The organism is Azospirillum thermophilum, assembly GCF_003130795.1.
Lineage (GTDB): Bacteria > Pseudomonadota > Alphaproteobacteria > Azospirillales > Azospirillaceae > Azospirillum > Azospirillum thermophilum.
In genome coordinates this window covers 134,730-158,532 of record NZ_CP029354.1, presented here as the reverse complement: position 1 = coordinate 158,532, position 23,803 = coordinate 134,730, and the positions used below count along the sequence as shown (strand labels likewise).

Genomic DNA, 23,803 nt, shown 5'->3' with positions numbered 1-23,803 from the left:
CGTTCCCCGATCCCTGCTCGAGCCCAGCGCCTTCGCAAATCCGTCCCGGCGTCTTCGCCTGACGGCCCGCCCGCCGCCGCATGCGCGGGCCGGGCAACGGGCGCGCGCGACCGGACGCCGGACTTCCGCCGAGAGATTTCGACCATGCGTGTGCTTCGCAAGCTTCTGCTGGCCGCCGCCGGGACGGCCGCCCTGTCGGCCTGCGCCGGCGCCCCCGGCGCCAGCCGCCCGGAACTGGCCTTCTCCGAACCCGTGCAGCAGGAATACAAGACCGTCGCCCTCGACTCGCTCCAGTCCCTGCCGCCGCCGGCGCACAAGATCGCGGTGGCCGTCTACCGGTTCGAGGACCAGACCGGCCAGAACAAGCCGAACGAGAGCTTCAGCGAATATTCCCGCGCCGTCACCCAGGGCGGCACCGCGATCCTGATCAACGCGTTGGAGCGCGCCGGCAACCGTTCCTGGTTCCGCACGGTGGAGCGCGCGGCGCTGCCGTCCCTGCTGCAGGAACGCCAGCTCATCCGCGTGACCCGCGACCAGTATGGCGGCAACGGCCTGCCGCCTCTGCCGCCGCTGACCTATGCCGGCATCATGCTGGAAGGCGGCATCATCGGATACGACAGCAACACGCTGACCGGCGGCTTCGGCGCGCGCTTTCTCGGCGTCGGGGGCAACGCGGATTACCGCCGGGACACGGTGACGGTGTTCCTGCGCGCCGTTTCCACCCAGACCGGCGAGGTGCTGAAGTCGGTCAACGTCTCCAAGACCATCTATTCGGCGGGCCTCAAGGGCGGCGCCTTCCGCTATGTCGGCTTCAAGGACCTGCTGGAGATCGAGACGGGCTTCACCACCAACGAGCCGGTGACGCTGGCCGTCAAGTCGGCGGTCGAGAAGGCGGTGCACAGCCTCATCGTGGAGGGGCTGATCGACGGATACTGGCGGCTCCAGGACATGGGGCTCGCCCAGCCGCTGATCGACAGGTACTGGCAGGAGCGGGACGGCGTCTTCAACGTCACCACCATCAAGGCGACGCCGGAGGACATCCAGGTGGCCCCGCCGCCCCGCCGCGCCCCGATCGACGGCAAGGGGGGCGAGGAGGGCGAGGAGAGGATGACCCCGCCGGTCCAGCCCAGCGCGCCGGCGCCCGGCCCGACCTACATCGTCCCCGGCGGACAGAACCCGCTGCCCGGACAGCGGCTGCCGCCCGGCGTGCTGCCTCCCGGTGCCGCGCCGATGTCCCCCTCCGCCACGCCGGCGCCGGAGGAAACCACCCCTCCCACCCGGGCGGCCGAGGCGGCAACCCCGGCGCCGCCGGCCTCCTGACCGCATGACGGGCCGGAGACCGGTTTCCGGTTCCCCGGCCCCTCCAGCCTCCCGTTCGTTAGGACATTTCGCCAGGAAGCCGTGCCGCGGGACTTGCCCGCCAGGCGTCCGGCCCGTGCCCGTCACGGGCCTCCACACCGCTTGCGCCGATCGGTCCGATCGGCCGTGGGGATCTGGCCCAGGACCGGCCGGATCGCGACGCGGCCTCCGATGTCCACTTTGACAGGCGCTCCGATTATTTTTGACGAAAGGTGAAAACCACAATGCGCACCATTCTTCTCGCATCCGCCGCTCTCGTCGCCATGGGCGGCGCGGCGCTGGCCGGTTCGGCCAACGACGTCTACATCCTCCAGGTCGGCTATGCCAACGACGCCATGCAGGACCAGTCCGGCAGCGTGAACAGCGCGGTCGCGGTCCAGGGCGGCTCCGAGAACCTCTCGAAGCAGACCCAGGGCGGCGGGAAGCTGAACACCCTCAACGACGCCTATGTCGTGCAGGCCGGCCAGGGCAACCGCGCCACCCAGAGCCAGACCGGCGCCGACGTCGGCAACGACCTCGCCATCGCCGGCCAGTTCGGCAGGAAGAACACGATCACCCAGACCCAGGCCGACGGCTCGCAGGACAATCTGGCCGCCGCGGTGCAGATCGGCGACCGCAACAAGGCCACCCAGAAGCAGTCGAAGGGCTCGCAGGGCAACATCGCCGCCACCCTGCAGGTCGGCGACCGCAACAAATCGACCCAGACCCAGGCCAACGGCTCGAAGGACAACCTGGCGCTGGCCGTCCAGGCGGGCAAGCGCAACACGTCGACGCAGAACCAGAAGGGCGAGGACCAGCTGGCCATCGCCCTGCAGGCCGGCAACCGCAACGAGTCCAGGCAGGTCCAGACCGCGGCCGGCAACGTCGCCCGCGTGGTCCAGTCCGGCGACGACAACAAGGCCCAGCAGACCCAGGGCGGCACCGGCAAGCACGAGGCGACCATCCTCCAGACCGGTACCGGCAACGGCGCCGTGCAGGAACAGACCAACGCCGGCGCCAAGGGCAACCGCGCCACCGCCCGGCAGTCCGGCCACAACAACGATGCGGTCCAGCTTCAGGACGGCGGCGCCCTGGAGGCCGGCATCCTGCAGACCGGCCGCCTGAACGAGGCGATGCAGACCCAGACCGGCAGAAACAACGAGGCCTCCATCCTGCAGGCCGGTTCCAGGAACGAGGCGACGCAGACCCAGGGCGGGCGGGAGAATCTGGCCTCCTCCCGTCAGTTCGGCTTCGACAACACGGTGATCCAGACCCAGGCGGGCCTGTCCAACGCCGCCTACGCCGTCCAGGTCGGCGTCGACAACGGCATCATCCAGACCCAGGAGCGGACCGGCACCGCCAACGTCGCCACCGCGACGCAGTTCGGCCGCAGCAACGCCGTCCTGCAGGTGCAGCGCTGACGGGGGCGGCGGGGGAGAGGGACGCCTTTCCCCCGCGCCCGCCCGGCCCATCGCGGAAGGGAAAGCACCCCATGCGTCACACACTGCCGCTCCTCGCCACGCTGCTTTGCGGCGTTCCGGCCATGGCCGACGAGGCGTCCATCCTGCAGGCGACGATCCTCGACGAGCTCACGGCCGCGCACCGGCAAGCCGGCGGCGACCGGAGCCCGCCGACGGCGGACCAGGCGGCCGGGCCGGTCGCCCAGACCGGCCGCGGCCCCGTCGCGTCCCAGATCCAGGCCGGCCGGAACAGGGCCGTCTCCATCCAGGTGGGGACCGCGAACACCGCTGCGGTCTCGCAGAGCGGGGAGTCCAACCTCGCCGGCACCGCCCAGTTCGGTACGGGCAACATCGCTTCCGCCAGCCAGCAGGGCGCCTACAATCTGACCCTGGTGGAGCAGACCGGCGGTCAGGCCATCTGGATCTACCAGCGGGGCGCCTTCAACAGGCTGACGCCGGACCGGCTCCCCGACAGCCCGGCGATCGTCCTGCAGCGCGGGCTCGACGCGGAGCCCCGGGTCTTCCCGCTGAAGGGTCGCTGACGGCGGATCGGCCGGCACGCCGTCCACCGCCCGCCCCGGACCGGGTCAGCGGGCCAGCCCGCTGTCGATGGCGATGCGGATCAGGGCGCGCGGGCTGTCGGCGCCCAGCTTGTCCTTGATCTGGGTGCAGGCGTTGGCGACGGTCTTGTGGCTGATGCCGAGCCGTTGGGCGATGGCGGCGGCGGTCAGCCCCCGGCCGATCAGCGCCAGGATCTGCTGTTCGCGGGCGGTCAGGGCGGACAGCGGGTCGGAGGGCGGCGCCAGCGTCATCAGCGCCAGCTCGCGGGCCATCGCGGCATCGAGCCAGATGCGGCCGGCCAGCACGCTGTCGACGGCGGCGGCCAGCGTGTCGGGGGCGTCGTTCTTGGTGATGTATCCCTTGGCCCCGGCCTTCAGGGCGCGGGCGGCGATGGCCGGGTCGTCATGCATGCTGAAGATCAGCACCGGCAGGCCGGGCTGTCCGGCGAGCATCCGGCGCAGGAGATCCAGGCCGCTCCCGTCGCCCGGCAGGTTGAGGTCGAGGACCACCGCATCCGGCCGCTCGCGCTGCCAGAGGTCGAGCGCGGCCGCCACGTCCGCCGCCTCCACCAGGCGGTAGGGGCCGGCCTCGGCCAGAAGGCTCCGGCAGCCGGCGCGGACGACGGGATGGTCGTCGACCAGCAGGATCGTCCGGTTCATGCCGCCCGCTCCGCCAGCCGGTCCCGCCGCACCGGCAGCCGGGCGCACACCTCCGTGCCGCCCAGGTCGCCGCAGCCGATGACGAGCTGGCCGCCCAGCGCCCGGACGCGCTCCTCCATGCCGGAAATCCCGAAGCCGCCGGAGGAGCCCGTCTCCGGCCCCACCGCGCGCGCGTCGACCCCGGGGCCGTCGTCGGCGATGCGGATGGCCATCTCCCCCTCCGTCACGCGGACCGAGACGGCGACCGTCGAGGGGCGCGCGTGGCGCAGCGCGTTGACCAGCGATTCCTGGACCAGCCGGTAGACGGTGATCCGCAGCGCCTCGTCCAGCCCGTCGAGGCCCTCTCCGTCCGGATCGGTGCGCAGGTCGAACGTCCAGCGCACGCCCGGCTGGCGGCGGCTCCACTCCCCGACCAGCTCGCCCAGCGCCTCCCCCAGCGGAAGCTGGTCGAGGACGGCCGGGCGCAGACGCTTCAGGATGCGGCGGCTCAGCCGGTGGACGGTGTCGGCCGTGGTCAGGATGGACCGCGCGCGCTCCACCGTTTCAGCGGCGGCCGTTCCCGCCGCGGCGGCCGGATCGCCCAGGCGCAGGATGCGGCCGGCATCTACCTTGATGCCGAACAGGGCGGCGCCGAGCTCGTCATGAAGGTCGCGGGCGATCTCCCGCCGTTCGGTATCCTGCGCCGCGACGAGCTGATGGCCGAGCCGGCGGCTTTCCGCCTCGGCGGCGGCGAGCGCGCGGGTCAGCGCGACGATGCCGGCGCCGAGCCGCGCCAGCTCCGGCACCTCCCCCCCGTCGAACCGGACCTCGTAGGTGCCGGCCCGCAGCCGGTCCATCGCCTCGGCGAAGCGGTCGAGCGGCCGCAGCGCCCGGTCCACCGCAACCCAGGCCGCGGCCAGCAGCAGGGCGCCGGTCACCAGCATCGCCAGGGCGAGACCGGTCATATCCTCCCACACCTCGGCGATCTCGTCGTCCGGCTCGGCGATCAGCCGCAGGGCGGGGCCCCCCGGCCGGTCGAGGATGCGGTCCTGGATGCCGACCCCGATCAGGGCGACGAACCAGGACGGGGCGCCGGCGGCGGACGGGCCGGACGGCGGCACCGGCTCCCCCGCCTCGACGACGCGCAGATGGCGCAGCCCGAGCGCGTTGAACGCCTGCGCGTCGGAAAGCCGCGCCGTGCCGCCCAGCGCAACCGCGAGGTTGAGGACGGAGCGCATCTCCGCCTGAACGGCCTCGCGGGCGTTGGCGATCATCACCACGCCTCCGGTGCCGGCCAGCAGGACCAGGAAAAGGCCGATCAGCATCAGCATGCGCAGCTTCAGCGACACGGTTCCCCTCCCGGCGGCAAGACCAGCGGCGGAAGGGTAGCAAACCATCCCCGGCCGATTCCATCCGCCGTTGTGACTATCCTACGCAAGAGCCGGCGAACCGCGATCCGGCGAAGAAGAACGGACGGGAAATTTTCCCGGCTGCTCCATGAAAATATCCCGGAGCAAGTGCGATTATATCATCCTCCGATTGTTGGATAGCAAAACTGACTGTCTGCGGAAATAATGGCTGCGGCAAGCATGGCTTTGCATTTCAAAGGAAGGGATGCATTCGCCGGCACTCAACCGCTTGCCATTTGACCAGGGTCCGAGGAGCGGTGCCGTCCCGCAGGTTCATCTTGGTGAGCGGCCGGCACGACCTCCCGCCGACGTTTCATCCGGAGGGATGTGCGCGGCCGGCACCGCTCACCTTCACCGGATCCTGTCGCCGGACTCTGGGACGCCGGAACCTGCCGGTGGAACCTGGGCCGCCGGAACCTGGAGGTCCGGTGGCGGTGGCCGGGCCGGAACAGTCGAACAGCAGAACAGTCGGGGGAAACGCATGACACTTTCGTCCAACACCACCCGCCGACGGCCGCGCGCCGCCCATGGTCTCGGGCTTGCCGCCGCCGTCGCCGCCCTTCTCGCCCTGGTGCCGCCGGGGGCGGCGACCGCCGGGCCGGTCACCTGGGACGACATCGCCGGCGACGCCAGGACCACCAGGGACGTGCTGATGTACGGCATGGGCGTGGAGGGCAAGCGCTACAGCCCCCTCGCCCAGATCAATGCCGAGACCGTGTCCCGGCTGGTGCCGGCCTGGTCCTTCTCCTTCGGCGACGAGAAGCAGCGCGGGCAGGAGACGCAGGCGCTGGTGCATGACGGGGTGATCTACGTCACCGCCTCCTACTCGCGCATGTTCGCCCTCGACGCCAAGACGGGCAAGCGGCTGTGGTCCTATGCCCACCGGCTGCCCGACGACATCCGGCCCTGCTGCGACGTGGTGAACCGCGGCGCGGCGATATACGGCGACAAGGTGTTCTTCGGGACGCTCGACGCCTCGATCGTCGCGCTGAACAAGGACACCGGCAAGGTCGTCTGGAAGAAGAAGTTCGCCGACCACAAGGTCGGCTACACCATGACCGGCGCCCCGACCGTCGTGCGGGACCAGAAGACCGGCAAGGTGCTGCTGATCCACGGATCCTCCGGCGACGAGTTCGGCGTGGTCGGGCGCCTGTTCGCCCGCGATCCCGAGACCGGCGAGGAGGTGTGGATGCGCCCGCTGGTCGAAGGGCACATGGGCCGGCTGGACGGCAAGGACAGCACCCCGACCGGCAATCCGCAGGCTCCCTCCTGGCCGCGCGGCAAGGACGGCCAGCTCGTCGAGGCCTGGAGCCACGGCGGCGGCGCGCCGTGGCAGAGCGCCACCTTCGACGTCGAGACCAACACCATCGTCATCGGCACCGGCAACCCGGCGCCGTGGAACGGCTGGGCGCGCTGGCCGGGCGACAGCCTCTACACCTCCGGCCAGGCCTATGTCGATCCGGGCACCGGCGAGCTGAAGGGCTTCTACCAGCACACCCCGAACGACGCCTGGGACTTCTCCGGCAACAACGAGCTGGTCCTGTTCGACTACACGGACGCGAACGGCAAGACGGTCAAGGCGACGGCGCATGCCGACCGCAACGGCTTCTTCTACGTCACCGACCGGGTGAAGCTGGCGACGGCGGGCGGCGAGCCCAACAAGCCGAACAGCGTGCTGGCGGCCTGGCCCTTCGTCGACGGCATCACCTGGGCCAAGGGCATCGACCTGAAGACCGGCCGCCCGATCGAGGTGGAGGGCCAGCGCCCGCCCCTGCCGGCCGAGGGCGAGAAGCGCGGCAAGCCGGTCGAGGTCTCCCCGCCCTTCCTCGGCGGCAAGAACTGGAACCCGATGTCCTACAGCGAGGACACCAGGCTGTTCTACATCGCGGCCAACCACTGGAAGGAGGACTACTGGACCGAACATGTCGGCTACAACCCCGGCTCCGCCTATCTCGGCATGGGGTTCCGCATCCACAAGATGTTCGACGACCATGTCGGCGTCCTGCGGGCGCTCGATCCCGGGACCGGGAAGATCGTCTGGGAGCACAAGGAGGAGCTGCCGCTGTGGGCCGGGACCCTGGCGACCGCCGGCAACCTCGTCTTCACCGGCACCGGCGACGGCTTCGTCAAGGCGTTCAACGCCAGGACCGGCGAGGAGCTGTGGAAGTTCCAGACCGGCTCGGGGATCGTCTCGTCGCCGGTCACCTGGGAGCTCGACGGGGTGCAGTATGTCGGCATCACCACCGGCTACGGCGGTGCCGTGCCGCTGTGGGGCGGCGACCTCGCGGACCTGACGACGCGGGTGACCCAGGGCGGGTCCTTCTGGGTGTTCAAGCTGGCCGACGTGAAGGTGTCGAGCGCCAAGTAGGGCGCCGGGGGCGGGGGGAGAGCGCTCTCCCCGCCCGGCCCCGCCCCCCGTCCGTGGAGATGATCGATGAGCAATCTGCTGCGCGCGCTGGGCCTGTCCGGCCTCATCGCGCTTGCCGGAGCGTCAGCCGTCCCGGCCCAGGAAACCGGCGGCACAGCCGTCCTCTCGGGAGGCGTCCTTTCGGAAGGCGGGGAGGCCGCGCCCGCGCCGGGAGGCGGGGAGGAGGAGCGGCCCGGCGAGGTCGCCGGCTGCCGCCTGGTGGCGAAGGCCGTCTGTCCGGGTCTCGACCTGCGCCACCGCAACCTCCGCAGCATCGCGCTGCCCGGCGCCGATCTGCGCGGCGCCAACCTGATGCGGGCCGACCTGCGCCACGCCGACCTGCGCGGCGCCGACCTGTCGGGCGCCATCCTCGACGGGGCGGACCTGCGCACCGCCTTCCTTCAGGGGGCCAAGCTGACCGGGGCCCGGCTGAGGGGGGCCAACCTCGAATTCGCGCGGGCGACCGGGGCGGACCTGCGCGGCGCCGACCTCACCGCCGCGAGCCTGGAGGCGGTCCGGGCGGACAAGGCCGACCTGTCGGGCGCCAACCTGGAAGGCGCCGACCTTCAGGAGGCGAAGCTGGCGAACGCCAACCTGTCGGACGCGGTGATGGAGGGGACGAGGATCCGCTTCGCGATCTTCCAGAACACGCTGATGACCGGCTGCCGCGGCTGCCCGGCGGACTGGTGACGGCGGACTGGCGACGGCCGCCGCGGCACGGTCCGGGGCTGCGGCGTCGCCGGCCATGGATCCCGCTCCCGAGCGGTGACAGACTGGTCCCCGACGGGTTGATGAACGCATCGTCACCCGGCTTCTGCGAAGGGACCAGAGCGGCATGAGCAAGACCATGATGTGGGCCGAAACCGATGCCCAGGGCTTCGAATCCGAGTGCATGTTCAACGAGGACCAGCGCAGCTACGAGGTGATGGTCTGCGCCAAGGGCCGCGGCTTCTGCCTGCACGAGTCCTTCCCGGTGCAGGCCGAGCCGATGCCCGACATGCATGCGGAGGACCGCCGCCGCTCGATCGAGATCGCCGAGAGGCTGACCAGGGAGGTCGCCCACAAGCTGGGCGACCACTGACCGGGCGGCCACTGGGTAGCCGCCGGGACCGGCGGGCGCCTCAGCCCGCCGGCGCCTGCCCGTTGGCGAGCGCCTCCTGCACGCGGGCGAGGATCCGCTCGCGAGCCGCGTCGTCCGGGGCGGCGTCCAGCACGCGGCCGAGCGACAGCAGCGCCTGGGCATAGCGGTTGTGCCAGTCGCTGCCGGCCAGGGCCGGCGGGGCGAGGCGGGCTTCCGCCGTCGCCGGCTGCGGCGCCGGATGGGCGGCGGTCAGGTCCACCGTCTCGTCGAGGTCGGGCAGCTCCACGGACTCCGGGCTCCAGCCGCGGTCGAGCAGCGCCTGCCGGATCGAGGCGCGCGCCTCCGGCTCGCCATGGACGAGGAACAGGCCGCGGTCGACGCCCTTGCGCTCCTCCACCCACTCCAGCAGGGCGGAGCGGTCGGCATGGCCGGAATAGACGTCGAGCGAGCGGATGCGGGCGCGGACCTGCACCTCCTCGCCATGGATGCGCACGCGCTGCACCCCCTGCTGCAGCATGCGGCCGAGCGTGCCCGGCGCCTGGTAGCCCACCAGCAGCACGGTGTCCTGCGGGCGCCACAGGCGGTTCTTCAGGTGGTGGCGGATGCGGCCGGCGTCGCACATGCCGCTCGCCGCCATGATGATCGCCCCGCCGGCGAGGCTGTTCAGCGACTGGCTCTCCGCCACGCTGCGGATGTGGTGCAGGTTGGCCCGGCCGAAGGGGTCGCCGTCGGTCTCCAGATCGTCGAGATGGCGGCGGAACACCCCGGTCACCGCATCGGCCAGCGGCGAGTCGAGGAAGACCTCCACCGCCGGCAGCCGGCCGGTGTCGAACAGCCGGTCGAGGTCGTAGAGCAGCTCCTGCGTGCGCTCCACCGCGAAGGTCGGGATGACCAGCGTGCCGCCGGCCGCCAGCGCCGCCTTCACCTCCTGGCACAGCAGGGCCTGCCGCCCGGCCTCGTCGACGTCCTGGCGGTCGCGGTCGCCGTAGGTCGTCTCCAGCACCATCCAGTCCGGCCGCTCCGGCCCGTCGGCGTCGGCGTGGAAGCTCTTGCCGCCGGGGCCGAGGTCGCCGGAGAACAGCAGCCGCACCGGCGGGGAGCCGGCCGCCCGCCCCACCTCGACCTCGACGGAGGCCGAGCCCAGGATGTGCCCGGCCCGCCAGAAGCGGGCGCGCAGGCCGGGGATCACGTCGATCCAGTCGTCATAGTCCGCCGCCCGCAGGCGGCGCAGCGAACGGATCGCGTCCTCCTGCGTGTAGATCGGCTGGACGGCGGCCCGGCCGCGCTGCCGGTTGCGGCGGTTCAGCCGCTCCACCTCCGTCTCCTGGATGTAGCCGCTGTCGGGCAGCATGTATTCCAGCAGGTCCACCGTGCCCGCCGTCGCATGGATGCGGCCGCGGAAGCCCAGCCGCGTCAGCTTGGGGATCAGCCCGGAATGGTCGATGTGGGCATGGGTCAGCAGCACCGCGCGGATCGAGGCGGGATCGAAGGGGAAGGGCCGGTAGTTCAGCTCCTTGATCGTCTTGGTGCCCTGGAACAGGCCGCAGTCGATCAGCACGTCGCCCTCCGGCGTCCGCAGCCGGAAGCAGGAGCCGGTCACGGCGCCGGCGGCCCCATGGAAGGTCAGCGACAGGCTTGCAGGACGTCCAGTCATGGCACGGGCTCCCACGGGATGGGTCAGGGCATGGCGACCGAGACTCCGGTCTCCTCCAGCGCGAAGCTCTGGGCGAAGGCGAAGTCGGCGCCGGTACGGGCGTGGATGCGGTAGAGCGGCTCGCCCCGGCGCACCGGGTCGCCCACCTTGCGCAGCAGGTCGATGCCGGCCCCCTTGTCGTTGGGGGCGCCGGCCAGCCGCGCGATGCGGGCGATGCGGAAGCAGTCGATGGCGGTCACCACCCCCTCGGCCGGCGACGGGATCTCCGCCACCAGCGTGCCGAGGGTGGCTGCGGCCGGCGGCGGACCCTGCATCGCCATGATGCGCTCCATCGCCGCCAGCGCCCGTCCGGACTCCAGGATCTGCCGGGCGATGGCGATGCCGGCGCCGCCGCGCACGGCCGGATCGAACTCCAGGATGCGCCCGGCGAGCAGCAGGGCGCGGTCGCGCAGGTCGGCGGGTGCCGCCGGATCGCCGCGCAGCACCGCCATCACGTCGCGCGCCTCCAGCACCGGGCCGATGCCGCGGCCGACCGGCTGCGACCCGTCGGTCACCGCGACGTCGAGCGACAGGCCGAGCTGGTCGCCGACATGCTCGAACAGCTTGCGCAGCCGCGCCGCCTCGGCCATCGAGCGGACCTTGGCGGTCGGGCCGACCGGGATGTCCACCACCAGATGGCTGGAGCCCGCCGCCACCTTCTTCGACAGGATCGAGGCGACGAGCTGCTCGCGCGTGTCGATGGCGAGCGGCCGTTCGACCGAGATCAGGATGTCGTCGGCGGGCGACAGCCGGACGTGGCCGCCCCAGACGAGGCAGCCCCTGGCCTCGCGCACCAGCTCCTGCATGCGCTCGACCGGCACGTCGACATTCGCCAGCACCTCCATGGTGTCGGCGGTGCCGGCCGGCGAGGTGATGGCCCGCGAGGAGGTCTTGGGGATCGGCAGCCCGTGGGCGGCGACGATCGGCACCACGATCATCGAGGTGCGGTTGCCGGGGATGCCGCCGATGCAGTGCTTGTCGACGATCGGCCGCACCCCGTCCCAGTCGAGCCGGGCGCCGGCCGCGACCATCGCGCGGGTCAGGCCCAGCACCTCCTCGGTCGTCATGAAGCTGGCGCAGGCGATCAGGAAGGCGGCGATCTCGATCTTGGAATAGCGGTGGTCGGTGATGTCGGCGATGATCCGCCGCAGATCCTCCGGCGACAGCGTGGCGCCCAGCACCTTGTCGCGCACCCGGTCGAAGCTGACCGGCGGGGTCGGCGGGACGAGATGGACCGGCGATCCCTCCGGCAGGCCGAGATGGCGGAAGGCCGACTGCGACAGCCCGATCTCCTCCGGCCCCAGGATGGCGGGATCGTCCACGAGGTTCAGCACGGCGAGCAGCGAGCGCCCGTCGCCCCGCACCTCCACCCGGCCGAGGCCGAGGAAATCCTCGACATGGTAGCCGGTGCAGCCCCGGTTGAGGAACGCGACGTTCTCGCGGAAGGTGTCGATCGGGAGGCGTCTTAGGGTCAGCATCCCGAAAGTGTATGCCCCGCCCGCGCATGGCAGCGGCGCTCAACCTGCGCGGCAGCCATGCCGCGGGGCGTGTAACTTTTTGATCCGGATCATTCCCCGGCCGGAGCATCCGTGATCCGCTGAAGCTTCGGCTTTCCACTTGGCCCCCGAAGCCAGGAGCAGCGTCATGGCCGACGCCGACGCAACGACAATGCAGGGACGGGAACCGGACGCCGGGGAAGACGCCTCCCGGAAGGACGGCGTCGTGGCCGCCGTGCGCGGCTCGGTGATCGACCTGCGTTTCGCGCCCGGCCGGCTGCCCGCCCTGAACGAGGCGGTGGAGATCGCCTGGGACGGCCCGCGCCGCCTCGTCGCCGAGGTGCAGCTCCACCTCGACGAGCGCACCGTGCGCGCCATCGCGCTGTCCGACACCGCCGGGCTGCGGCGCGGCACCCCGGCGCGGCGCGGCGGCGGACCGCTGGCCGTGCCGGTCGGCGAGGCGACGCTGGGCCGGCTGGTCGACGTGCTGGGGGAGCCGGCGGACGGCGGCCCGCCCTTCGCCGCCGGCGTGCCGCGCCGGCCGATCCATGCCGCCGCCCCGCCGCTCGCCCGGCAGACCCCGCACCGCTCGCCCTTCGAGACCGGCATCAAGGTCATCGACCTGCTCTCCCCGCTGGTGCAGGGCGGCAAGGGCGCCATGTTCGGCGGCGCCGGCGTCGGCAAGACCGTGCTGGTGATGGAGCTGATCCGCAAGATGGTGGAGCGCTACACCGGCATCTCCGTCTTCGCCGGCATCGGCGAGCGCTGCGCGAGGGGCAGGAGCTGTGGGAGGAGATGGGCCGTTCGGGCGTGCTGGAGCGCACCGCCCTGGTCTTCGGCCAGATGAACGAGCCGCCCGGCGCGCGCTGGCGGGTCGGCCTGACCGCACTGACCATCGCCGAGCATTTCCGCGACGTCGCCGGGCGCGACGTGCTGCTGCTGATGGACAACGTCTTCCGTTTCGTCCAGGCCGGGGCGGAGGTGTCGGGGCTGCTCGGCCGGCTGCCGTCGCGCGTCGGCTACCAGCCCACGCTCGCGACCGAGGTGGCGGCGCTGGAGGAGCGGGTGGCCTCGGTGCCGGGCGCGGTGGTGACGGCGATCCAGGCGGTCTACGTCCCGGCCGACGACTTCACCGACCCGGCGGTGGCGGAGCTGTTCGGCCATCTCGACAGCTCGATCGTGCTGTCGCGCGCCATGGCGGCGGAGGGGCTGTATCCGGCGGTCGATCCGCTCGCCTCCACCTCGATGCTGCTCGACCCGCTGCAGGTCGGCGAGGCGCATTACCGGCTGGCCGAGGAGGTGCGGCGGACCATCGCCCATTACCGCGACCTGCAGGACATCATCGCGCTGCTCGGCATCGAGGAGCTGAGCGCCGCCGACCGGCGGGCGGTCAACCGGGCGCGGCGGCTGCAGCGCTTCCTGACCCAGCCCTTCCTGGTGACGGAGGCCTTCACCGGCCGCAAGGGCGTCTCGGTCCCGCTGGCCGAGACGCTGAAGGGCTGCCGCGCCATCCTGGACGGCGAGACCGACGGCTGGGCCGAATCCTCGCTCTACATGACCGGCACGCTGGACGACGCCCGCCGGCGCGAGCAGCAGGCCGGGACGGCCGGCCGGGCGGCGTAGGGGAGCGGCCGATGCATCTCGTCATCACCACCCCGACCGCCATCGTCGCCGAGCTCGACGGCATCGCGCATCTGCGGGCGGAGGATCCGACCGGCAGCTTCGGCATCCGGCGCGGCCACGCCGACTTCCTGACGGCGCTCGCCGTGTCCGTCCTGTCCTGGCGGCGCGAGGACGGCGGCGAGGGGTTCTGCGCCGTGCGCGGCGGCGTCCTCTCCGTCGAGGACGGCGGGCGCATCGCCGTGGCGACGGCCGAGGCGGTGGTCGGCGACGACCTGCACCGGCTGGAGGAGGAGGTGCTGGCCCGCTTCCGCCGGAGCGAGAGCGAGGAGGCCGCGGCCCGCACCGGCGCGCAGCACCTGCACCTGACCGCCGTGCGCCACATGCTGTCCTACCTGCGGCCCGACCGCCGACCGGGCGGCTACGGCCCCGGCGGCCTGCAGGACGGGCGGAGGGGGGCGGATCATGACCGGCCGCCAGCCCGATCCCGGCGCCGATTCCGATGCCGGTTCCGGCGCCGATCCGGGGGGCCGTCGCCTGGCCGAGCCCGTGCGGCGCCACCGCGAACGGCGCGAGCGCTGGCTGGCCACCGGCGAGCGGCCGATGGCGCGCAACCTGGCGCTGATCGGCGCGCTCGGCTGGCTGGTGGTGACGCCGACCCTGCTGGGGCTGTTCGCCGGGCGCTGGCTCGACCGCAGCCTCGGCGGTCCGCCCGGCGGCGGGGAGGGGCCGGGCATCTTCTGGACCGTCTCGCTGCTGTTCGCCGGCCTCGTCCTGGGCTGCCGCATGGCCTGGGACCGCATCCACAGGGAGTGACCGAGATGACCGCCCACCTCCCCCTCCTCCTGGCCCTCTTCCTGGCCGGGGCCCTCGGCGGCGCCCTGCTGGCGGTCGCCTTCTTCCGCGGGCTGGCGCTGGAGCTGCGGCTGGTCACCGGCGGCGCGGCGCTCCGCGGCGTCGCCCTGCATGTGGCGCGCTTCGCGCTCGCCGCCGGGGTGCTGGCCGCCGCTGCGCTGCAGGGGGCGGCGGCCCTGCTCGGCGCGCTGGCCGGCTTCGAGCTGGCGCGGCGCGTCCTGCTGGCCCGCGCGGCCAGGGGCGAGCCGGGGAGGCTGCCGTGACCGCCTCCCCGCTCGCCACCGTCACGCTCTTCACCGTCGGGCCGGTGCCGGTCACGCTGCCGGTGGTCACCACCTGGGGGATCATGGCCGTCATGGCGGGGGCCTCGGCGCTCGCCACCCGCCGGCTGTCGCCCGACGCGCCCGGCCGGCTGCAGACGGCGCTGGAGCTGGTGGTGCAGACCATCGAGCGGCAGATCGCCGACGCCATGCAGGGCGACCCCCGCCCGTTCCTGCCGCTGCTCGGCACGCTGTTCCTCTATCTCGCCGTCGCCAACCTGTCGGGGCTGCTGCCCGGCGTGCATCCGCCGACCGCCTCGCTGGAGACGGCGGCGGCGCTGGCGCTGACCGTCTTCGCCGCCACCCAGTTCTACGGGCTGCGCGCCCGCGGCCTGCGCGGCTATCTGAAGGGCTTCGCCGAGCCGACCGTCGTCATGCTGCCGCTGAACCTCGTCGGCGAGGTCACCCGCGCCTTCTCGCTGATGGTGCGGCTGTTCGGCAATGTGATGAGCGGCGAGTTCGTCATCGGAATCGTGCTGGCGCTGGCCGGCCTGTTCGTTCCCGTGCCGCTGATGGCGCTGGAGCTGCTGACCGGCCTGGTGCAGGCCTACATCTTCACCATCCTGGCGGCCGTCTTCATCGGCGGCGCGGTCGGGACGATCGAGAGAGGGTGACAGGACATGACCCCGCAGATCATCAGCATCATCGCCGCGGCCCTCGCGGTCTCCTTCGGCGCCATCGGGCCGGCGCTGGCGGAGGGGCGGGCGGTCGCCGCCGCCATGGAGGCCATCGCCCGCCAGCCGGAAGCGGCCAACACCCTGTCGCGGACGCTGTTCGTCGGCCTCGCCATGATCGAGACGATGGCGATCTACTGCCTCGTCGTGGCGCTGCTGCTGCTGTTCGCCAACCCCTTCGTCTGACCGCGCCGGGACGGGGGGCGTCATGACCATCGACGGCTGGACGATCCTGCTCCAGGCGGTGAACTTCCTGGTGCTGGTGTGGCTGCTGCGCCGCTTCCTCTACCGGCCCGTGCTGGCGGTCATCGCGGCGCGGGAGGCGGAGACCGCCGGCAACCGCGCCGCCGCCGCCGCGCTGCAGGCCGCCGCCGAGACGGCCAGCCGCGCGGTGGAGGCCGAGCGGGCGGGCATCGCCGCCGAGCACGACCGCAGCATCGCCGACGCGCTGGCCGCGGCGGAGGCCGAGCGCGCCGCCCTTCTCGACAAGGCGCGGGCCGAGGCCGACCGGCTGCTGGCCGAGGCCCGCGCCCGCATCGCCGACGAGCGCGGCGACGCGCTGCAGTCGCTGAAGCGCAGCGCGCTGGCGCTCGGCACCGGCCTGTCGCAGCGGCTGCTGCGCGACCTGGCGCCCGACGCGACGCCGCTGCTGTTCGAGCGGGCCTGCGCCGCCCTCGCCGCCCTGCCGGCGGAGCGGCGCGACGCCCTGCTGCCGGCGGACGGGCGGATCGCGATGGCCGCCGCCGCCGACCCCGGCGACGCGCAGCGGGCCGCCTGGACGCAGCGGCTGTCCGCCCTGCTCGGCCGGCCGGTGCGCCTCGACCTGGAGGTCGATCCCGATCTCGTCGCCGGGGTGGAGCTGCGGTTTCCCGGCCTGATCCTGGCCGAGAGCTGGCGCGACGCGCTGGCCCGCGCCGGGAAGGAGCTGATGAGCGATGACCAGTCCCACGCCGAACACGCTGTCTGAGGCGCTCGACGCCTGGGTGCCGGAGGCCGAACGCCGGATGGAGGGGCTCGCCGCCGCCGCCCGGCTGGACAGCGTCGGCCGGATCGAGGCGGTGGGCGACGGCATCGCCCGCGTCTCCGGCCTGCCCGACCTGCGGGCGGGCGAGCTGCTGGCCTTTCCCGGCGACGTCGCCGGCATCGCCGAGGATCTGGACGAGGACGGCGTCGGCTGCGTCCTGCTGGGCGACGGCGCCCATCTCTCGGCCGGGCAGCAGGTGCGCGGGACCGGCCGCATCCTGTCGGTGCCGGTCGGCGAGGGGCTGCTCGGCCGCGTGCTCGACCCGCTCGGCCGGCCGCTCGACGACGGGCCGCCGGTGGCGGCGGAGGGGATGGAGCCGGCGGAGCGCCCCGCCCCGCCCATCGCCGACCGCGCCGCGGTGACCCAGGCGATGGCGACCGGCACGCTGGTGGTCGACGCCCTCTTCCCGCTCGGCCGCGGCCAGCGCGAGCTGATCATCGGCGACCGCGCCACCGGCAAGACCGCCATCGCGGTCGACGCCATCCTCAACCAGCGCGACGGCGACGTCGCCTGCGTCTATGTCGCGGTCGGGCAGAAGACCTCGACCGTGCGCGAGGTGGTGGAGGCCGTGCGCACCGGCGGGGCGGCCGCCCGCACCCTGTTCGTCGTCGCCGCGGCCGATGCGGCGCCGGGGCTGCAATGGCTGGCCCCCTTCGCCGGCTTCACCATGGCGGAGTATTTCCGCGACCGCGGCCGCCATGCGCTGGTGATCGTCGACGACCTGACCAAGCATGCCGCCATCCACCGCCAGATCTCGCTGCTGCTGCGCCGCCCGCCGGGGCGCGAGGCCTATCCGGGCGACGTCTTCTACCTGCATTCCCGCCTGCTGGAGCGGGCGGCCAAGCTGTCGGAGGCGCGCGGCGGCGGTTCGCTGACCGCCCTGCCGATCGCCGAGACGCAGGCCGGAAACCTCAGCGCCTATATCCCGACCAACCTGATCTCCATCACCGACGGGCAGATCTGCCTGGACGCCAAGCTGTTCCACGAGGGGCAGAAGCCGGCGGTCGACGTCGGGCGCAGCGTGTCGCGCGTCGGCGGCAGGACCCAGCCCGGCCCGCTGCGCGAGCTGGCGGAGAGCCTGCGGCTGGACTACGCCCAGTTCCTCGAGCTGGAGGCCTTCACCCGCTTCGGCGGCATGGTGGACGAGCGGACCCGCAGGGCGGTGGAGCATGGCCGGCGCATGCGCGCCCTGCTGGCGCAGCCGCGCCTCTCGCCGCAGCCGCTGGCGCTCCAGGTGGCCGGGCTGCTGGCCCTGAAGGAGGGGATGCTGGACGGCCTGCCGGTGGAGGCGGTCGCCGCCTTCCGCACCGCGCTGGCCGAGGCGCTGGGCGGCGCCGAGGATCCGGCGGCGCGCGACCGGCTGCTGGCGGCGGCGCGGGCCGCCCTCGCCCGTATCGCGGCGGGGACCGGATCATGACGGAGCGGCTGGCCGAGGTCACGGCCCGGCGGCAGAGCATCGACGGGCTCCGCCAGGTGGTGGACGCCATGCGCTCGCTGGCCGCGGTGCGGCAGCAGCAGGCCGGGGCGGCGCTGCCCGGCATCCGCGCCTATGCCGGCGTCATCGCCGGCGCCCTGGCCCGCGCCGTCTCGCTGCTGGAGGAGCCGCCGGCCCGCTGGCCGGCGACGAACGGGACTGGCGACGGCCATGCGGCCCTCCTGACCATCCTCTTCACCGCAGAGCACGGCTTCGTCGGCGGCTTCGCCGAACGGCTGCTGGCCGCGGCCGGCGAGGAGGCGGGAGAGCTGTGGATCGTCGGCAGCCGCGGTCAGGTGCTGGCGGAGGAGCGCGGCATTCCCGTCGGCTGGTCGGCGGCGATGGCGACGCACACCGACGCGGTGCTCGCCACCTGCCGGCTGGTGGCAGGAGCGATCGACGAGCGGGCGCGGAGCGGCGCGCTGCGCGGCCTGCAGGTGATCTACGCCCGCACCGGGACGGGGAGCGGGACGATCCGGCGCGAGGCCCTGCTGCCGGTCGACCTCGGCCGGCTGGACGGCCATCCGAACCGGCCGGCGCCGCTGACCAACCTGGAGCCGCGGCGGCTCGTCGAGCGGCTGGTGGACGAGTATCTCTTCGCGCAGATCGCGCTGGCGGCGATGGAGAGCTTCGCGGCGGAGAATGCCGCCCGCCTCTCCGTCATGGTGTCCGCCCGCCAGAATGTCGACGAGAAGCTGGCCGAACTGGTCGCCGCCGAACGCCGCCTGCGGCAGGAGGACATCACCAACGAGGTGATCGAGCTGTCCGCCGGCGCCTTCCGCCCGGCGGCGCGCCCTCGGGGAAGGGCCTGACGCCGCGCCTCAGCCGCAGCAGCAGCCGGCCATGTCGGCGAGCGCGTCCTGGTCCACCAGCTCGACCCGGTTGCCTTCCAGCAGGCGGATCAGGCGGGCGGTCTTCAGCTTGGTGAAGCCGCGCGAGACGGTCTCGGTGGTCAGGCCCAGATAGTCGGCGATGTCCGTGCGGCTCATCGGCAGCTCGACCCGGCGGCAGCCGGGGGTGCGGGCCGCGGCGCGCTTGCCGAGCGCGATCAGGAAGGAGGCCAGCTTCTCCGCCGCGGTCTTGCGGCCCAGCAGCAGCATCTGGTCCTGGGCGGCCACCAGCTCGGTGGTCATGGTGGTCAGCAGCTTGCGGGCCAGGGCCGGCTGCTCGTCCATCAGGCTGTCCAGACGCTCGCGCGGGATGCGGCGCAGGCTCGACGTGGTGACCGCCTCGGCCGTGTAGATGTAGAGGCCGCCGACCGACAGCCCCAGCATGTCGCCGGCCTGCAGGAAGCCGACCACCTGGCGCCGCCCGTCGGGCAGCAGCTTGTGCAGGCGGATCATGCCGTCGACGACGCGGTAGACGGAGTCGGCGTCGTCCCCTTCGGAGAAGACCGCCATGTCGCGCTCGACGCAACGCAGCGTGCCGACGGTGGCCAGCGGATCGCTCTCGACCGGACGCGCGCCCAGGGTCGTCCCGGCCGGGGACAGCTCCCGCGCCGCGCTGGCGGCGATGAAGCCGCGGAAGGGCTGGGCGGTACGGGTGAGGGTGGTGAGCTGAGCGGCCATGACTGTCATCCCCGGCTTTGCGGTGGGCTCCGCGGCGACCCTGTTCCCTGGGTCCGGACCGTGGCGCCGTTCGATGACCAGAACCTAGCGACGAAACTGCTGTCTGTGCAGATCGTATTAGTACCTAAGGAAAGATGCGTACGTAGACCTACGTATCGGGGGCTTTGCGTACGGGGGGCCGGATACCCCCTTACGGGGCGACCGGCACCGGTTCCTTCTGCGGCAGCAGCCGGTGGATCTCGTCGAGCAGCACGTCCTCGTCGAACGGCTTCTCCAGCACGATCGACACGCCGGCGTCGCGGGCGCGGGCGGCCGTGGCGGCGTCGCCGCGGCCGGTCACCATGATGACGGGCATGCCGTTCAGCGCCTTGCGGTAGCGCTCCATGAACTCCAGGCCGCTCATCACCGGCAGATGCAGGTCCAGCAGCAGGCAGGCCCGCGGGTCGCCGTCGAACTGCTCGATGAAGTCGCCGCAGGAGGTGAAATCCCGAACGTCATAGGCGCAGGCTTCCAGAAGCACCTTCATGGAGTCGCGCACGGGGTCGTCGTCGTCGACGATATAGACCAGACCTTCACTTTGCGCGGTCACGACCGCCTCCAGCCACCAATTCGAACCGGCGGAGCCGCATGACAGCGCGTGCTCCGCATGGTGGAGACAATAAGTCGGCGCTCTCCGGCCGGTAATACGGGCTTATGCGTATGCGGCGCGTATTTGATCTGTCTCAAGAGGACGTTGCAGACGGGCCGGCGGCCAGCGCCATGCGGACCAGGGCCGGCAGGCTGTCGGCCTGCATCTTCTCCATCACGCGCGCCCGGTGGATTTCGACGGTGCGCGGACTGATCGACAGCTCGTGGGCGATCACCTTGTTCGACTTGCCCTCGACCAGCAGACCCAGCACGTCGCGCTCGCGCGGGGTCAGCAGGGCGAGCCGCCCGGCGATCTCCGGCGGCGGTCCCTCGGGGGCCGGCGGCGGGGCGGCCCGGGTGGAAGCGGCGGCAGGAGCGGCGGCGGGAACCGGAACCGTCCGGGCCAGCGCCGTCCGCACGCTGGCGATCAGCGCCTCGTCGTCGAACGGCTTCTCCACGAAGTCGTGGGCGCCGGCCTTCATGGCGCGGACGGCGAGCGGAACGTCGGCATGGCCGGTGATGACGATCACCGGCAGGCAGCGCCCCTCGCTGACCAGCCGCTCCTGCAAATCGAGGCCGGTCATCTCCGGCATGCGGACGTCGGTCAGCAGGCAGCCCGGCCGGGCCGCGGCGCCCGAGTCGAGGAACTCCACCGGCGAGGAGAAGCACTCCGTCCGCAGCCCTTCGGATTCCAGCAGGACCGCCAGGGAATCGCGCACCGCGTCGTCGTCGTCGACGATGAAGACGGTCGGCGGTGCCGCCGGCTGAGCAACGGCGCTCATGCCCCGCCCTCCGGCCCGTCCCTCAATTCGGCGACCGGCACGGTGAAATGGAAGGCGGTGCCCTCCTCCGTCCGTTCCTGCCACAGCCGCCCGCCGTGGGAATCGACGATCGACCGGCAGATCGACAGGCCGAGCCCCATGCCCTTCTCCTTGGTGGTGACGAAGGGCTGGAACAGGCGGGCCAGCACCTCCTCCGACAGGCCGGGCCCGGTGTCGCACACCGTCACCCGCATCAGCCCGGCCGCCTCGGCGTCGGGGCCGGTGGCGACCTCCAGGTCGCGCCGCTCGCACTCCGCCATCGCCTCGATGGCGTTGCGGATCAGGTTCAGCACCACCTGCTGGATCTGGATCTTGTCGATCAGCACCAGCCCGTCGCCGGGATCGAGCGACAGGCGGACGCGCACGCCGCTCTGCTTGGCGCCGACCAGCGCCAGCGCGCTCGCCTCCTCCACCACCTTGTTGAGGGACTCGACGCTGCGGTCGGTGTGGCCCTTCTCGATGAAGTCGCGCAGGCGGCGGATGATCTGGCCGGCGCGGGTCGCCTGCTGCGCCGCCTTGTCCATCGTCTCCACCACCTTGGCGACGCCGGGGCCGTCGATGCGGTCGAGCAGCCGGCGGGTGGCCTTGACGTAGTTGATGATGGCGGTCAGCGGCTGGTTCAGCTCGTGCGCCAGGGTGGAGGCCATCTGGCCCATGGCGCTGACCCGCCCGACATGCAGAAGCTCGGCCTGCAGCTCCTGCATCCGCTTCTCGGTCGCCTGCCGCTCGGTCAGGTCGCGGACGAAGCCGGTGAACATCCGCCGCCCGCCGAGATTGACCTCGCCCACCGCCAGCTCCATGGGGAAGCTGGTGCCGTCCTTGCGCTGGCCGGTGACGATGCGGCCGATGCCGATGATCCGCCGCTCCCCGGTGGTCAGGTAATGTTCGAGATAGCCGTCGTGCTGCTCGCGGTGGGGCGAGGGCATCAGCATCTTGACGTTGCAGCCGACGACCTCGGCGGCGGCATAGCCGAACAGCCGCTCCGCCGCCGGGCTGAAGGACTGGATCAGCCCGCGCTCGTCGATCACCACGATGGCGTCGGGCACCGTCTCCAGGATCGAGGTCAGCCGCGCCTCGCGCTCGCGCAGCTCGGCCTCGGCGCGCTTGCGCCCGCTGATGTCGCGGATGATGCCGATATAGACCGGCGGGCCGCCCTGCGCCTCGCCGACCGACAGCTCCATGGGGAAGGTGCTGCCGTCCTTGCGCAGGCCGGTCACCTCGCGCCCGATGCCGATGATCCGCCGCTCCCCCGTACGCTGGTAGCGGTCGAGATAGCCGTCATGCTCCTCCCGGTAGGGGGACGGCATCAGCATCTTGACGTTGTGCCCGATCACCTCGGCGGCGGTCCAGCCGAACAGGCCCTCGCAGGCCGGGTTGAAGGCCTGGATCAGCCCCCGGGCGTCCATGATCACGACACCGTCGGGAACGGTGTCCAGCATCGCCTGGAACCGCGACAGGATGTCGCCCGATGCCTCCCCGGAACCGTCGGCCAAAATCGTCTTCCTCAACCTGCGGTCATAACCTCAGGTTCTAGATTAGTTGACCCCTGGTGTCGGTCAACCGTAATGACGGCAGGGATTTAGGGGCAGGGTCCGGGGTGTCAGGGTAAGCCCTTATCGGAAGCTCGCCAGATGGCGGCGGAAGCGCATCAGGCTGACGGCGAAGAACAGGGCGCCGATGCCGATGGTCGCGGCGAAGCGCGGCCAGACGACGTCCAGCCCGGCGCCGCGGAACAGGATGGTCTGGGCGAAGGCGACGTAATGGGTGGAGGGGAGAGCTGCATGACCATCTGCAGCCATTTCGGCTCGCTCTCCAGCGGGGTGTTGCCGCCGGACAGCAGGTTCATCGGCAGCACGATCAGGATGAACAGCAGCCCCATCTGCGGCATCGACTGGGCCACCGTGCCGAGGAAGATGCCGAGTGCGGTGGCGAAGAACAGGTAGAGCGCCGTGCCCGCCAGGAACAGCGGGACCGAGCCGGCCAGCGGCACGTCGAGCACGCCGCGCACCACCACGAACAGCGCCACCATGGTCAGCAGCAGGATGACCGCGCCGTTGGCCAGCACCTTGGCGGTCATGATCTCCGCCGGGCGGACGGGCATGACCAGCAGATGCTCCAGCGTGCCGTGCTCCCGCTCGCGGATCAGGGCGGCGCCGGCCAGCAGCACGGCCAGCATGGTGACGTTGTTGACCACCGACATGATGCCCATGAACCAGCGGGTGTCGAGCCCCTGGTTGAAGGCGACGCGGAGCTGCAGGCCGATCCGCGCCGGCGAGGCCGGCACGCCGCGCCGGACGAAGCGGGCAAGCTCGTCGTCCAGGATGCCCTGGATGGTCCCGGCGCCGATGCCCGCCTGCATCATCGCGGTGGCGTCGACCAGCAACTGCAGGGTCGGGCTGCGCCCGGCCAGCACGTCCGCCTGGAAGTTCGGCGGGATGTCGAGCACGAAGGTGTAGCGCGCGGCGTTCATGCCGGGATCGACCTGCCCGTCGCGGATCAGCACCGGCGGCTGGAACTCCGGCGCGCGGAAGGCGGAGATCAGCCGCTGCGACAGGGTGGAGCCGTCCTCGTCCACCACCGCGATGGCGGCGTTGCGCAGCTCGTGCGAGATGCCGGTGGCGTGGCTGTGGATGGCGAAGGTGAAGGAATAGATGACGAAGCCCAGCATGAACACGTCGCGCAGCAGGCTGATCCATTCCTTGCGGGCGAGCACGAGGCTGTTGCGGAGGAAGCGCAT

The 23,803-nt window shown here is 72.2% G+C and carries 22 protein-coding genes and 2 pseudogenes; 15 read left to right on the top strand and 9 right to left on the bottom strand.

Going from position 1 to position 23,803, the window contains the following annotated elements:
• Positions 1-144 precede the first annotated feature (144 nt).
• The 3 genes from DEW08_RS18955 to DEW08_RS18945 all read left to right on the top strand — a co-directional run bounded on the left by DEW08_RS18955 (position 145) and on the right by DEW08_RS18945 (position 3,340).
• On the top strand, positions 145-1,320 hold the full coding sequence (locus DEW08_RS18955) for a CsgG/HfaB family protein (protein ID WP_109330219.1): 1,176 nt from the start codon (positions 145-147) through the stop codon (positions 1,318-1,320).
• 263 nt (positions 1,321-1,583) lie between these two features.
• Positions 1,584-2,759 (top strand): hypothetical protein, encoded by a 1,176-nt coding sequence (locus DEW08_RS18950; protein WP_109330216.1) that lies wholly within the window; start codon positions 1,584-1,586, stop codon positions 2,757-2,759.
• A gap of 71 nt (positions 2,760-2,830) precedes the next feature.
• Complete coding sequence (locus DEW08_RS18945) at positions 2,831-3,340, top strand: hypothetical protein (protein ID WP_109330215.1); 510 nt, start codon at positions 2,831-2,833, stop codon at positions 3,338-3,340.
• Positions 3,341-3,385: 45 nt separating this feature from the next.
• Here DEW08_RS18945 and DEW08_RS18940 read toward each other — a convergent pair whose 3' ends face one another.
• Both DEW08_RS18940 and DEW08_RS18935 read right to left on the bottom strand, forming a co-directional pair.
• Entirely contained in the window at positions 3,386-4,018 is a 633-nt protein-coding gene (locus tag DEW08_RS18940; RefSeq protein ID WP_109330213.1) for a response regulator, read from the bottom strand.
• Positions 4,015-5,346, bottom strand: a complete 1,332-nt coding sequence (locus DEW08_RS18935) for an ATP-binding protein (RefSeq protein WP_245986751.1) — start codon at positions 5,344-5,346, stop codon at positions 4,015-4,017. The genes DEW08_RS18940 and DEW08_RS18935 overlap by 4 nt, the downstream gene beginning before the upstream one ends.
• 541 nt (positions 5,347-5,887) lie before the next feature.
• Between DEW08_RS18935 and DEW08_RS18930 the strand changes: the two genes are divergently transcribed.
• From DEW08_RS18930 to DEW08_RS18920, 3 genes are all read left to right on the top strand, one after another.
• Positions 5,888-7,774: a methanol/ethanol family PQQ-dependent dehydrogenase gene (locus tag DEW08_RS18930; RefSeq protein WP_109330211.1), complete on the top strand. Its 1,887-nt coding sequence runs from the start codon at positions 5,888-5,890 to the stop codon at positions 7,772-7,774.
• Between the two features lie 66 nt (positions 7,775-7,840).
• Positions 7,841-8,503 (top strand): pentapeptide repeat-containing protein, encoded by a 663-nt coding sequence (locus tag DEW08_RS18925; protein WP_109330209.1) that lies wholly within the window; start codon positions 7,841-7,843, stop codon positions 8,501-8,503.
• A 145-nt stretch (positions 8,504-8,648) separates the two neighbouring features.
• Positions 8,649-8,894 carry a hypothetical protein gene (locus DEW08_RS18920; RefSeq protein ID WP_109330207.1) on the top strand — a complete coding sequence of 82 codons (246 nt, stop codon included), beginning with the start codon at positions 8,649-8,651 and terminating at the stop codon, positions 8,892-8,894.
• Positions 8,895-8,934: 40 nt separating this feature from the next.
• On the opposite strand, the gene DEW08_RS18915 is transcribed toward DEW08_RS18920, so the two are convergent.
• On the bottom strand, positions 8,935-10,548 hold the full coding sequence (locus tag DEW08_RS18915; protein WP_109330205.1) for an MBL fold metallo-hydrolase RNA specificity domain-containing protein: 1,614 nt from the start codon (positions 10,546-10,548) through the stop codon (positions 8,935-8,937).
• A 23-nt stretch (positions 10,549-10,571) separates the two neighbouring features.
• Entirely contained in the window at positions 10,572-12,065 is a 1,494-nt protein-coding gene (locus tag DEW08_RS18910; protein WP_109330203.1) for a thymidine phosphorylase family protein, read from the bottom strand.
• A 190-nt stretch (positions 12,066-12,255) separates the two neighbouring features.
• Between DEW08_RS18910 and atpD the strand changes: the two are divergent.
• The 9 genes and pseudogenes from atpD to DEW08_RS18870 all read left to right on the top strand — a co-directional run bounded on the left by atpD (position 12,256) and on the right by DEW08_RS18870 (position 18,862).
• Positions 12,256-13,706, top strand: a pseudogene (gene atpD, locus DEW08_RS18905) (F0F1 ATP synthase subunit beta).
• An 11-nt stretch (positions 13,707-13,717) separates the two neighbouring features.
• Positions 13,718-14,068: pseudogene (locus tag DEW08_RS18900) on the top strand (F0F1 ATP synthase subunit epsilon); the annotation flags it as partial.
• 100 nt (positions 14,069-14,168) lie between these two features.
• Complete coding sequence (locus DEW08_RS18895; protein ID WP_109330201.1) at positions 14,169-14,519, top strand: AtpZ/AtpI family protein; 351 nt, start codon at positions 14,169-14,171, stop codon at positions 14,517-14,519.
• Between the two features lie 5 nt (positions 14,520-14,524).
• Positions 14,525-14,821: an N-ATPase subunit AtpR gene (locus DEW08_RS31285; protein WP_168220421.1), complete on the top strand. Its 297-nt coding sequence runs from the start codon at positions 14,525-14,527 to the stop codon at positions 14,819-14,821.
• The gene (locus tag DEW08_RS18890; RefSeq protein WP_109330199.1) at positions 14,818-15,492 is read left to right on the top strand and encodes a F0F1 ATP synthase subunit A; all 675 of its coding nucleotides are present in this window, start codon (positions 14,818-14,820) and stop codon (positions 15,490-15,492) included. Before DEW08_RS31285 ends, DEW08_RS18890 begins: the two co-directional genes overlap by 4 nt.
• Positions 15,493-15,498: 6 nt before the next feature.
• Positions 15,499-15,738, top strand: coding sequence for a F0F1 ATP synthase subunit C (locus DEW08_RS18885; RefSeq protein WP_109330197.1), 240 nt, complete (start codon positions 15,499-15,501; stop codon positions 15,736-15,738).
• A gap of 22 nt (positions 15,739-15,760) precedes the next feature.
• A complete protein-coding gene (locus DEW08_RS18880; protein ID WP_109330195.1) occupies positions 15,761-16,519 on the top strand; it encodes a F0F1 ATP synthase subunit B family protein in 759 nt (252 codons plus the stop codon).
• On the top strand, positions 16,488-17,993 hold the full coding sequence (locus DEW08_RS18875) for a F0F1 ATP synthase subunit alpha (protein ID WP_109330193.1): 1,506 nt from the start codon (positions 16,488-16,490) through the stop codon (positions 17,991-17,993). Before DEW08_RS18880 ends, DEW08_RS18875 begins: the two co-directional genes overlap by 32 nt.
• A complete protein-coding gene (locus tag DEW08_RS18870; RefSeq protein ID WP_109330190.1) occupies positions 17,990-18,862 on the top strand; it encodes a F0F1 ATP synthase subunit gamma in 873 nt (290 codons plus the stop codon). The genes DEW08_RS18875 and DEW08_RS18870 overlap by 4 nt, the downstream gene beginning before the upstream one ends.
• 9 nt (positions 18,863-18,871) lie before the next feature.
• On the opposite strand, the gene DEW08_RS18865 is transcribed toward DEW08_RS18870, so the two are convergent.
• The 5 genes from DEW08_RS18865 to DEW08_RS18845 all read right to left on the bottom strand — a co-directional run bounded on the left by DEW08_RS18865 (position 18,872) and on the right by DEW08_RS18845 (position 23,803).
• Entirely contained in the window at positions 18,872-19,618 is a 747-nt protein-coding gene (locus tag DEW08_RS18865) for a helix-turn-helix domain-containing protein (RefSeq protein WP_109330188.1), read from the bottom strand.
• 190 nt (positions 19,619-19,808) lie between these two features.
• Positions 19,809-20,207 (bottom strand): response regulator transcription factor, encoded by a 399-nt coding sequence (locus DEW08_RS18860; protein ID WP_245986749.1) that lies wholly within the window; start codon positions 20,205-20,207, stop codon positions 19,809-19,811.
• Positions 20,208-20,340: 133 nt separating this feature from the next.
• On the bottom strand, positions 20,341-21,027 hold the full coding sequence (locus tag DEW08_RS18855) for a response regulator transcription factor (protein WP_109330186.1): 687 nt from the start codon (positions 21,025-21,027) through the stop codon (positions 20,341-20,343).
• Positions 21,024-22,559, bottom strand: coding sequence for a PAS domain-containing sensor histidine kinase (locus DEW08_RS18850; protein ID WP_245986748.1), 1,536 nt, complete (start codon positions 22,557-22,559; stop codon positions 21,024-21,026). Before DEW08_RS18850 ends, DEW08_RS18855 begins: the two co-directional genes overlap by 4 nt.
• Positions 22,560-22,714: 155 nt before the next feature.
• Positions 22,715-23,803 (bottom strand): ABC transporter permease, encoded by a 1,089-nt coding sequence (locus DEW08_RS18845; RefSeq protein WP_425429126.1) that lies wholly within the window; start codon positions 23,801-23,803, stop codon positions 22,715-22,717.

Coding starts and splice junctions, on each gene's coding strand:
- DEW08_RS18955 (WP_109330219.1), top strand. CDS start 145: ATGCGTGTGCTTCGCAAGCTTCTGCTGGCCGCCGCCGGGACGGCCGCC.
- DEW08_RS18950 (WP_109330216.1), top strand. CDS start 1,584: ATGCGCACCATTCTTCTCGCATCCGCCGCTCTCGTCGCCATGGGCGGC.
- DEW08_RS18945 (WP_109330215.1), top strand. CDS start 2,831: ATGCGTCACACACTGCCGCTCCTCGCCACGCTGCTTTGCGGCGTTCCG.
- DEW08_RS18940 (WP_109330213.1), bottom strand. CDS start 4,018: ATGAACCGGACGATCCTGCTGGTCGACGACCATCCCGTCGTCCGCGCC.
- DEW08_RS18930 (WP_109330211.1), top strand. CDS start 5,888: ATGACACTTTCGTCCAACACCACCCGCCGACGGCCGCGCGCCGCCCAT.
- DEW08_RS18925 (WP_109330209.1), top strand. CDS start 7,841: ATGAGCAATCTGCTGCGCGCGCTGGGCCTGTCCGGCCTCATCGCGCTT.
- DEW08_RS18920 (WP_109330207.1), top strand. CDS start 8,649: ATGAGCAAGACCATGATGTGGGCCGAAACCGATGCCCAGGGCTTCGAA.
- DEW08_RS18915 (WP_109330205.1), bottom strand. CDS start 10,548: ATGACTGGACGTCCTGCAAGCCTGTCGCTGACCTTCCATGGGGCCGCC.
- DEW08_RS18910 (WP_109330203.1), bottom strand. CDS start 12,065: ATGCTGACCCTAAGACGCCTCCCGATCGACACCTTCCGCGAGAACGTC.
- DEW08_RS18895 (WP_109330201.1), top strand. CDS start 14,169: ATGACCGGCCGCCAGCCCGATCCCGGCGCCGATTCCGATGCCGGTTCC.
- DEW08_RS31285 (WP_168220421.1), top strand. CDS start 14,525: ATGACCGCCCACCTCCCCCTCCTCCTGGCCCTCTTCCTGGCCGGGGCC.
- DEW08_RS18885 (WP_109330197.1), top strand. CDS start 15,499: ATGACCCCGCAGATCATCAGCATCATCGCCGCGGCCCTCGCGGTCTCC.
- DEW08_RS18880 (WP_109330195.1), top strand. CDS start 15,761: ATGACCATCGACGGCTGGACGATCCTGCTCCAGGCGGTGAACTTCCTG.
- DEW08_RS18875 (WP_109330193.1), top strand. CDS start 16,488: ATGACCAGTCCCACGCCGAACACGCTGTCTGAGGCGCTCGACGCCTGG.
- DEW08_RS18870 (WP_109330190.1), top strand. CDS start 17,990: ATGACGGAGCGGCTGGCCGAGGTCACGGCCCGGCGGCAGAGCATCGAC.
- DEW08_RS18865 (WP_109330188.1), bottom strand. CDS start 19,618: ATGGCCGCTCAGCTCACCACCCTCACCCGTACCGCCCAGCCCTTCCGC.
- DEW08_RS18855 (WP_109330186.1), bottom strand. CDS start 21,027: ATGAGCGCCGTTGCTCAGCCGGCGGCACCGCCGACCGTCTTCATCGTC.
- DEW08_RS18845 (WP_425429126.1), bottom strand. CDS start 23,803: ATGCGCTTCCTCCGCAACAGCCTCGTGCTCGCCCGCAAGGAATGGATC.